Origin of the sequence: Mesorhizobium sp. M1E.F.Ca.ET.063.01.1.1 (assembly GCF_003998155.1) — a bacterium.
Classification (GTDB): domain Bacteria; phylum Pseudomonadota; class Alphaproteobacteria; order Rhizobiales; family Rhizobiaceae; genus Mesorhizobium.
This window is the reverse complement of record NZ_RZSC01000379.1, coordinates 1-5,650: the sequence shown is the minus strand read 5'-3', so window position 1 is coordinate 5,650 and position 5,650 is coordinate 1. Positions and strand designations below refer to the sequence as shown.

The following is a 5,650-nucleotide window of genomic DNA, read 5'->3' as shown; positions in this document are numbered from 1 at the left end:
TTCCTACACCTTTTGCAGTGCCGAAGACGAAAACGGACCGGGGTGCCTCGCCCGATGATCGCGGCAAGTCGATGCTTGTCGGAGAGCCGCCCTGGAACACCCGGAGAAATTCGTCGCGACACCTCGCATCGAGGAAGCTCGGGTAGACCTCCCAAATGGCGGCGCCCGGCGTCACCACACCGCCGTACACGCCTTTGAGTCTGGTTGCGTAGTGCGTCAGGCGGAAGTCGCGGTCATAGAACGACACGAGATCGGCTGTGTTCGACAAGAGGTGAGCGAGAAGCGCTTCGTCAGTACTTGGAGCGCTGGAGGAAGGCCCCTCACTCTCCGTGCCGGCGCCGGATGCCTTTGGATGCAAGTGCCACCTCCATAGGCCTCGCCAATATGTCTCCCTCAGTCAAAAAATAGCATAACTGTCAAGCTTGGCAAACTTTCAACTCGCATGCTTAACAAGCGCGGTGTGCGGCGTAGTCGCGATGCGTGCTCAGCTGCGACTGACGGCCGTTTATCGACACGATGAACATTAATTAAACTTTACTAAATTAGCAATTCGCAGATAATTGGCGCAGCGCCAGACGTGAGTCGAAATATTGCGGCCCACGGGGAGCGCAGCGGCGCTCGCTGCCCGCGCGGGACTACCCTAGCAATTCGAAATCGGCTTTCTCGAATATTCGGTCTCCAGCCATGTTTTAGACGGTCCGCTCTCGTAGCGGCTGTCGGCGCGTTTCGAAATGACGCCATTGAGCCCGATTTTCGCGATGGCGCGAAAGAGCGCCAGCGCGTCGCCCTCAAAATGCTCACAGTATTGGATCTTGCCGGCGCCAGGCTGAACCAATTGCCGCAGCGCCCGCTTGCGCTGCAGCAAGGGCAAGGAGGCAAGATTGCGACCGTCGAGATGGAGGATGTCGAATGCGACGAACACCAGCCGGTTCGGCTCGTTCCAGATCGCGGCTTCCAGCCCAGGGGAATCGGGCGCACCCCGCACGCCTGACACAATCACCTCGCCGTCGAGGATGGCGGCCCGGCATGGCAGTTCGACCGCCAGCGCGATGGGCCAGTATTTTGTCGTCCAGTCACGGCCGTTCTTGTTGTAGAGACGCACGCCGCCCGTATCGATGATGATCTGCGTCCGGTAGCCGTCGAGTTCGGCCTCGTGAACCCACCCCTCATCTTGGGGCGGCCGCTCGACAAGAGTTGGCATCTGCGGCGGAATGAATTCCAGCCGGTCGCCGTCCACCTTGTCACGCTTACCCAACTACGCCACCATCTTTGACGGATAGCGGTGGCGCGAGCGGCACAGGCGATCCGATGTCCCCCAACTCGGACACCTGCCGCCTGTGCCGAGCCCCCCACTAAGCCATCGGGCCCCCACTAAGCCATTCTGCGACGGAATGAACGCCAGCCGGCCGCCCCGGCACGCTAACCTCGATTACGCCACCATCTTTGACGGACAGCGGTGGCGCGATCGGCACAGGCGGTGCGATATTCCCCCCAACTTGGAAACCTGCCGCCTGTGCCGAGCCCCCGCTAAGTCATCGCAAACATCTACGAATGAGGTCGCATTGTCGTTAGCTGCCCATCCAAATACTTATCCCGGCGTACATATCTCGATATCGGCGCGGCATCTCTCCCAGGGCTTGTGCTATTTGGGGTGCCGTCAGCCCACGCAGTCGCCGTGCCCAGTTACGGGATTGCCACCCGGCACGCAGCAGAACTCCGGGCCGCATTCTGATGAAAACGTCGCCGATCTCGACCGACGCCGACGGCCTGCTCAGCGTCCAAGCGCCTTGAGCCAATCCTCAAAGGAGGAGGCCTTCTCGTGCTCGCCAGGCGAAACAGAGTGAGCCGGGTGCGGCAATACCATGGTCCTGCGGCCTTCCCGGGGGCTGTAACCGAATTCCTTGCTGAACGCCCGGCTGAAGTTTGCCGCCGAACTGAACCCGAAGGCTTCCGCAATTTCAACAATGCGCCGGCTGTCCGCCGGATCGCTAAGCGCAAGATGGGCCGCCAAAAGTCGGCGACTTTGAATGTAATGGAGAACACCACCACTCGGTTCGAACAACTGATAGAGGCGAGATCGCGAGACGCCGAGCGCCCGGCACATCGAATCCGGTGTCAGACGAGCCGCATCCAGATTGTTTTGGACGTATCGACGCGCTCGCTCCATCAGCGCGACGCTCGCCAGTTGTTCGGCCGCCGCGGCATGTTCGGCCGGAGGCGCGAGGCAGGCAATGATCATGCTGCGTGTTGCGTGTACGATGCGGGGCAGATCTTCCGATGTGAGATTGCGCAGTCTTGTTACGATGCTGTTGATGTAGTCGATCAGAAGGTTAGCAAAGTTGCCCGACAGAATTGAATTGTTGTTTACGTCGAGGGTCCCCGCCGCATCGGCGAACAAATCACGCGGCAAATAGAGAAAGACACTTTCGGATTCCGTTGTCCTTCCGCGAAACGGGTAGCCAAGCGATCTGATCTCCAACTGGCCCGGCTGACCCTCCGCGACGCGGCGATCGACCTCCGTCCATGACCGGCCAGTATGTGGCAAGACGACATACCAGTGGTCGATCGAGCTGGACCGAAGCTTCGCGGCGGAACGCATATAGCTGTGCGCCGGCGCGCGCTGCTCAACGATCAGCATGCCACCAAGATTCCAAGCCGTGTGGTCGGCAGGAAAGCCGTCGTCCCGCGATTTGTTATCCGGCAACTTGACCTCGACAAGCGGCGCCACATGCGCTTGCCAAGCGGTGAATTGATCCTCTGGTGCCAGTTTGAGCGTTGAGAAGGACAACGGCTCCAGCACCGGCGCGAGTGGTGGGGCGGCCTCAGGTTGAACGTCGCGTGGCCAACGGCGTCGCTCACGCTCCGGCGCTTGCCCAGCATGCGCTTCGTCTTGCCTCTTAGCGTCTATCGCGCGTGGTGCCATATCCGATTCCGGTATGCCCATGCCCTCGCAATCATGTGGTGTATCCCGGGTATCTGGCAAGCCTGTCGACCGCATCGGCGATCACGCTGGATTACAGCAAGAAATGCATCCGGAGATAAGTTTCTGGATGCGAAGATAACGACACTCTTCAAACTGGTGCGTATAGATTCCAGCATCGTGAAAGCGATGTTGAGGAGACCACGAAATGAACGAAAAGCTCAAAGGAGAAGCTCGCCGCAAGATAATTCTTGATGGATACGTTAACAACGAGCCATTGAAAGATATTGCAGCGAAGCTCGGATGCTCGCTGGCGAGCTTGAAAGTCAGCGCCAGCAAGCTCGGTTGCACCAGAACACCAAAAGAGGCGGCGGACTTTCGCCGCGGCTTTTGCATACCGGAAAACAAGCGGCAAGATTATTATCAACTGATGACCTCCGGACAATATAGATCCCGCGAGTGTGCGCAGATTTTGGGGTTATTGACAACGCAATCACGAGGCGCAGAGTAATCTTTGCCCCGCTACTATGAGCGTTATTATCGCTTAGGCCACAGCAAAGGCCCGCCGCAAAGTACGAACGGCGGGCCCTGAAAGGCACTCAAATGCTGCGTCGGCGTTTCAATCGCACCTGTCTTAGCCCTCTCGATCTGGATGTTTGCGAACGCGTGTTCAATCAGGTCTGCGCGGATGAAGAGCTCGATCCTTTGGGCCTGGGCGCTGAAATTCTGGCGGTGATGGTTGTGGCCATTTTTCGAAACGCTCACACCAACGAGCGCGAACTGCTGGAGGCGGTCAGATCTCACCGGCAAAAAATCACGGAAATCGGCCGCTAGTACGCGCCGCTCAAAAATGCTCGTCGGCGCAGATCTGAAGGGGATCGGCAGCTCATAATTCGCCGTTTCGTTCAGCCCGGGGAGCCAAGTTTTCCAAAGCCCATGCCAGGTTTCCAACGTGCCGTCCTTGCGCACGGATGGCTCCTGCGCGATCTTGCCGACCATTTTCGGGAGGAAATCGTGCGAAACACTCTGGCATCGGCGCTGCTGTTGACGGCCGCCCTTTACGCGACTGGCGCCAACGCCCTGGACAGCAGCGGAACACCGGTTGTCGTAACCCCGCTTGCGTCCAAGACGACCACGGCCTCCGGCCAGCCGATCACGCTGCCGCAGAAGAATGTCGAGGTTCAGGTTTCGGCCTATCAGATCGCGCCGGGCGCGACCTTGCCGGTGCACAAGCACCCCTTCCCGCGCTACGCCTATGTCGAGGCCGGAACGCTTAAGGTCACCAATGTCGAGACCGGCGCCAGCAACACCTACAAAACCGGCGACTTCATCGTCGAGATGATCGGCCAATGGCACCAGGCCACCAATATCGGCGCCGACCCGGTCAAGCTCCTGGTGATCGACCAGGTCGAACAAGGCGCCAAGAACACGATCTTGCAGAACTGACCGAACGCATTGACGCGGACTGGTACCGCTGGCGGTAGTTGCTCATTGCACCACCACGCCGACGAGGGCTTGCGCGTATGCGTGAAGCTTGCGGGCAGCCTGCCGGTATTCGATCTCATCACCGCTGCAAACGGCCATGAACTGCGCCGCGAACTCCTGGGGGGTTGTGGCGGGAGTTGCGAGCATGCCTTCCACGATCTTGGACATGTCGTGGTAGACGCGTTTCAGATCATTGTCGGAAATATCGAAGGAGATCGAATCCCTGAGCGCCTCCCAGCGCCGGAAGCCCGTCATGATCGGGCTTTCGTTCAAGTTTGCGGCGGAAGCCCTTTCCGTCGCGGCGGCTCCCATGGACGAAATGGAGACGATCGTGCCTGGCACGCTGCGTCTGGCCGTTTCATGAGATGTCATTTCCAAGTCCCCAAGGTTGAAGAAAAGCCAATCCGTATAGCCGGCGGCGCGATGCCGCATTGCTCTGCGTCAAATTCGACGACAGCCCGCGCTGGACCGATCGAAGCGGCTTCCGCGGCAATCGCCGCGATGCTAGGGCTGGTCTCTCTTGCAGGCTGGATGGATACTGGTGACCGACGCCCCAAAACCCCTGATCGAAATCTGCGTCGAGGGCATTGACGGCCTGCTCGCCGCTCAGGCCGCCGGCGCCGACCGGGTCGAGCTCTGCGCCAGCCTCGTCGAAGGCGGCATCACGCCGAGCCTCGGCACGGTGCGCGCCGCACTCGAACGCGCGACCATCCCTTTTCATGTCATCGTGCGTCCGCGCGGCGGCGATTTCCTCTACAGCGAGGCCGAATATCGGTCGATGCTTGCCGATGTCGGCGCCCTGCGCGATCTCGGCGTAGCCGGCGTCGTGGTCGGCTGCCTGACCGCTGACGGCGCCGTCGACGAGCTGCGCATGAGCGAGCTGACGCAGGCAGCCGGCCCGCTCAACGTCACCTGCCATCGCGCCTTCGACATGACGCGGGACCCAGCCGAGGCGCTCGAAGCGCTGATCCGCTGCAAGGTCGGCCGCGTGCTGACCAGCGGCCAGCGTGACACAGCGCTGGAAGGCGCCGATCTGCTCGCGCAGCTTGTTCGCCAGGCGGGCGGGCGCATCATCATCCTTGGCTGCGGCGCGCTGGCGCCCGACAATATCGGTGAAGTCCTGAGGCGAACGGCGCTGAGCGAAATGCATTTCGCCGCGCTTGCCGACGTGCCGAGCGCCATGCGCTACCGCAACCCGCATGTCGGCATGGGTGGCACCGACCTCGACCGTGAATATCGCACCAC

At 60.4% G+C, this 5,650-nt stretch carries 7 protein-coding genes and 1 pseudogene; 3 read left to right on the top strand and 5 right to left on the bottom strand.

The genetic code is table 11. The features are described 5' to 3' along the window. The 3 genes and pseudogenes from EOA29_RS42295 to EOA29_RS23100 all read right to left on the bottom strand — a co-directional run. Positions 1–247: pseudogene (locus EOA29_RS42295) on the bottom strand (GGDEF-domain containing protein); the annotation flags it as partial. Positions 248–640: 393 nt separating this feature from the next. Then, a complete protein-coding gene (locus EOA29_RS23105) occupies positions 641–1,255 on the bottom strand; it encodes a DNA ligase (RefSeq protein ID WP_126093372.1) in 615 nt (204 codons plus the stop codon). 516 nt (positions 1,256–1,771) lie between these two features. Continuing rightward, positions 1,772–2,908 (bottom strand): AraC family transcriptional regulator, encoded by a 1,137-nt coding sequence (locus tag EOA29_RS23100; RefSeq protein ID WP_126095865.1) that lies wholly within the window; start codon positions 2,906–2,908, stop codon positions 1,772–1,774. A 220-nt stretch (positions 2,909–3,128) separates the two neighbouring features. Between EOA29_RS23100 and EOA29_RS23095 the strand changes: the two genes are divergently transcribed. Continuing rightward, entirely contained in the window at positions 3,129–3,431 is a 303-nt protein-coding gene (locus tag EOA29_RS23095) for a hypothetical protein (RefSeq protein ID WP_126093371.1), read from the top strand. A gap of 26 nt (positions 3,432–3,457) precedes the next feature. Here the strand turns inward: EOA29_RS23095 and EOA29_RS23090 are convergent, their stop codons facing one another. Next, complete coding sequence (locus EOA29_RS23090) at positions 3,458–3,919, bottom strand: hypothetical protein (protein ID WP_126093370.1); 462 nt, start codon at positions 3,917–3,919, stop codon at positions 3,458–3,460. A gap of 15 nt (positions 3,920–3,934) precedes the next feature. On the opposite strand from EOA29_RS23090, the gene EOA29_RS23085 reads away from it, so the two are divergent. Then, positions 3,935–4,366 carry a cupin domain-containing protein gene (locus tag EOA29_RS23085; RefSeq protein WP_126093369.1) on the top strand — a complete coding sequence of 144 codons (432 nt, stop codon included), beginning with the start codon at positions 3,935–3,937 and terminating at the stop codon, positions 4,364–4,366. A gap of 42 nt (positions 4,367–4,408) precedes the next feature. Here the strand turns inward: EOA29_RS23085 and EOA29_RS23080 are convergent, their stop codons facing one another. Further along, positions 4,409–4,837, bottom strand: a complete 429-nt coding sequence (locus EOA29_RS23080) for a hypothetical protein (RefSeq protein ID WP_127221603.1) — start codon at positions 4,835–4,837, stop codon at positions 4,409–4,411. Positions 4,838–4,946: 109 nt separating this feature from the next. Here EOA29_RS23080 and EOA29_RS23075 point away from each other — a divergent pair. Next, on the top strand, positions 4,947–5,650 hold a 704-nt coding region (locus tag EOA29_RS23075; RefSeq protein ID WP_245468520.1), incomplete at its 3' end, for a copper homeostasis protein CutC.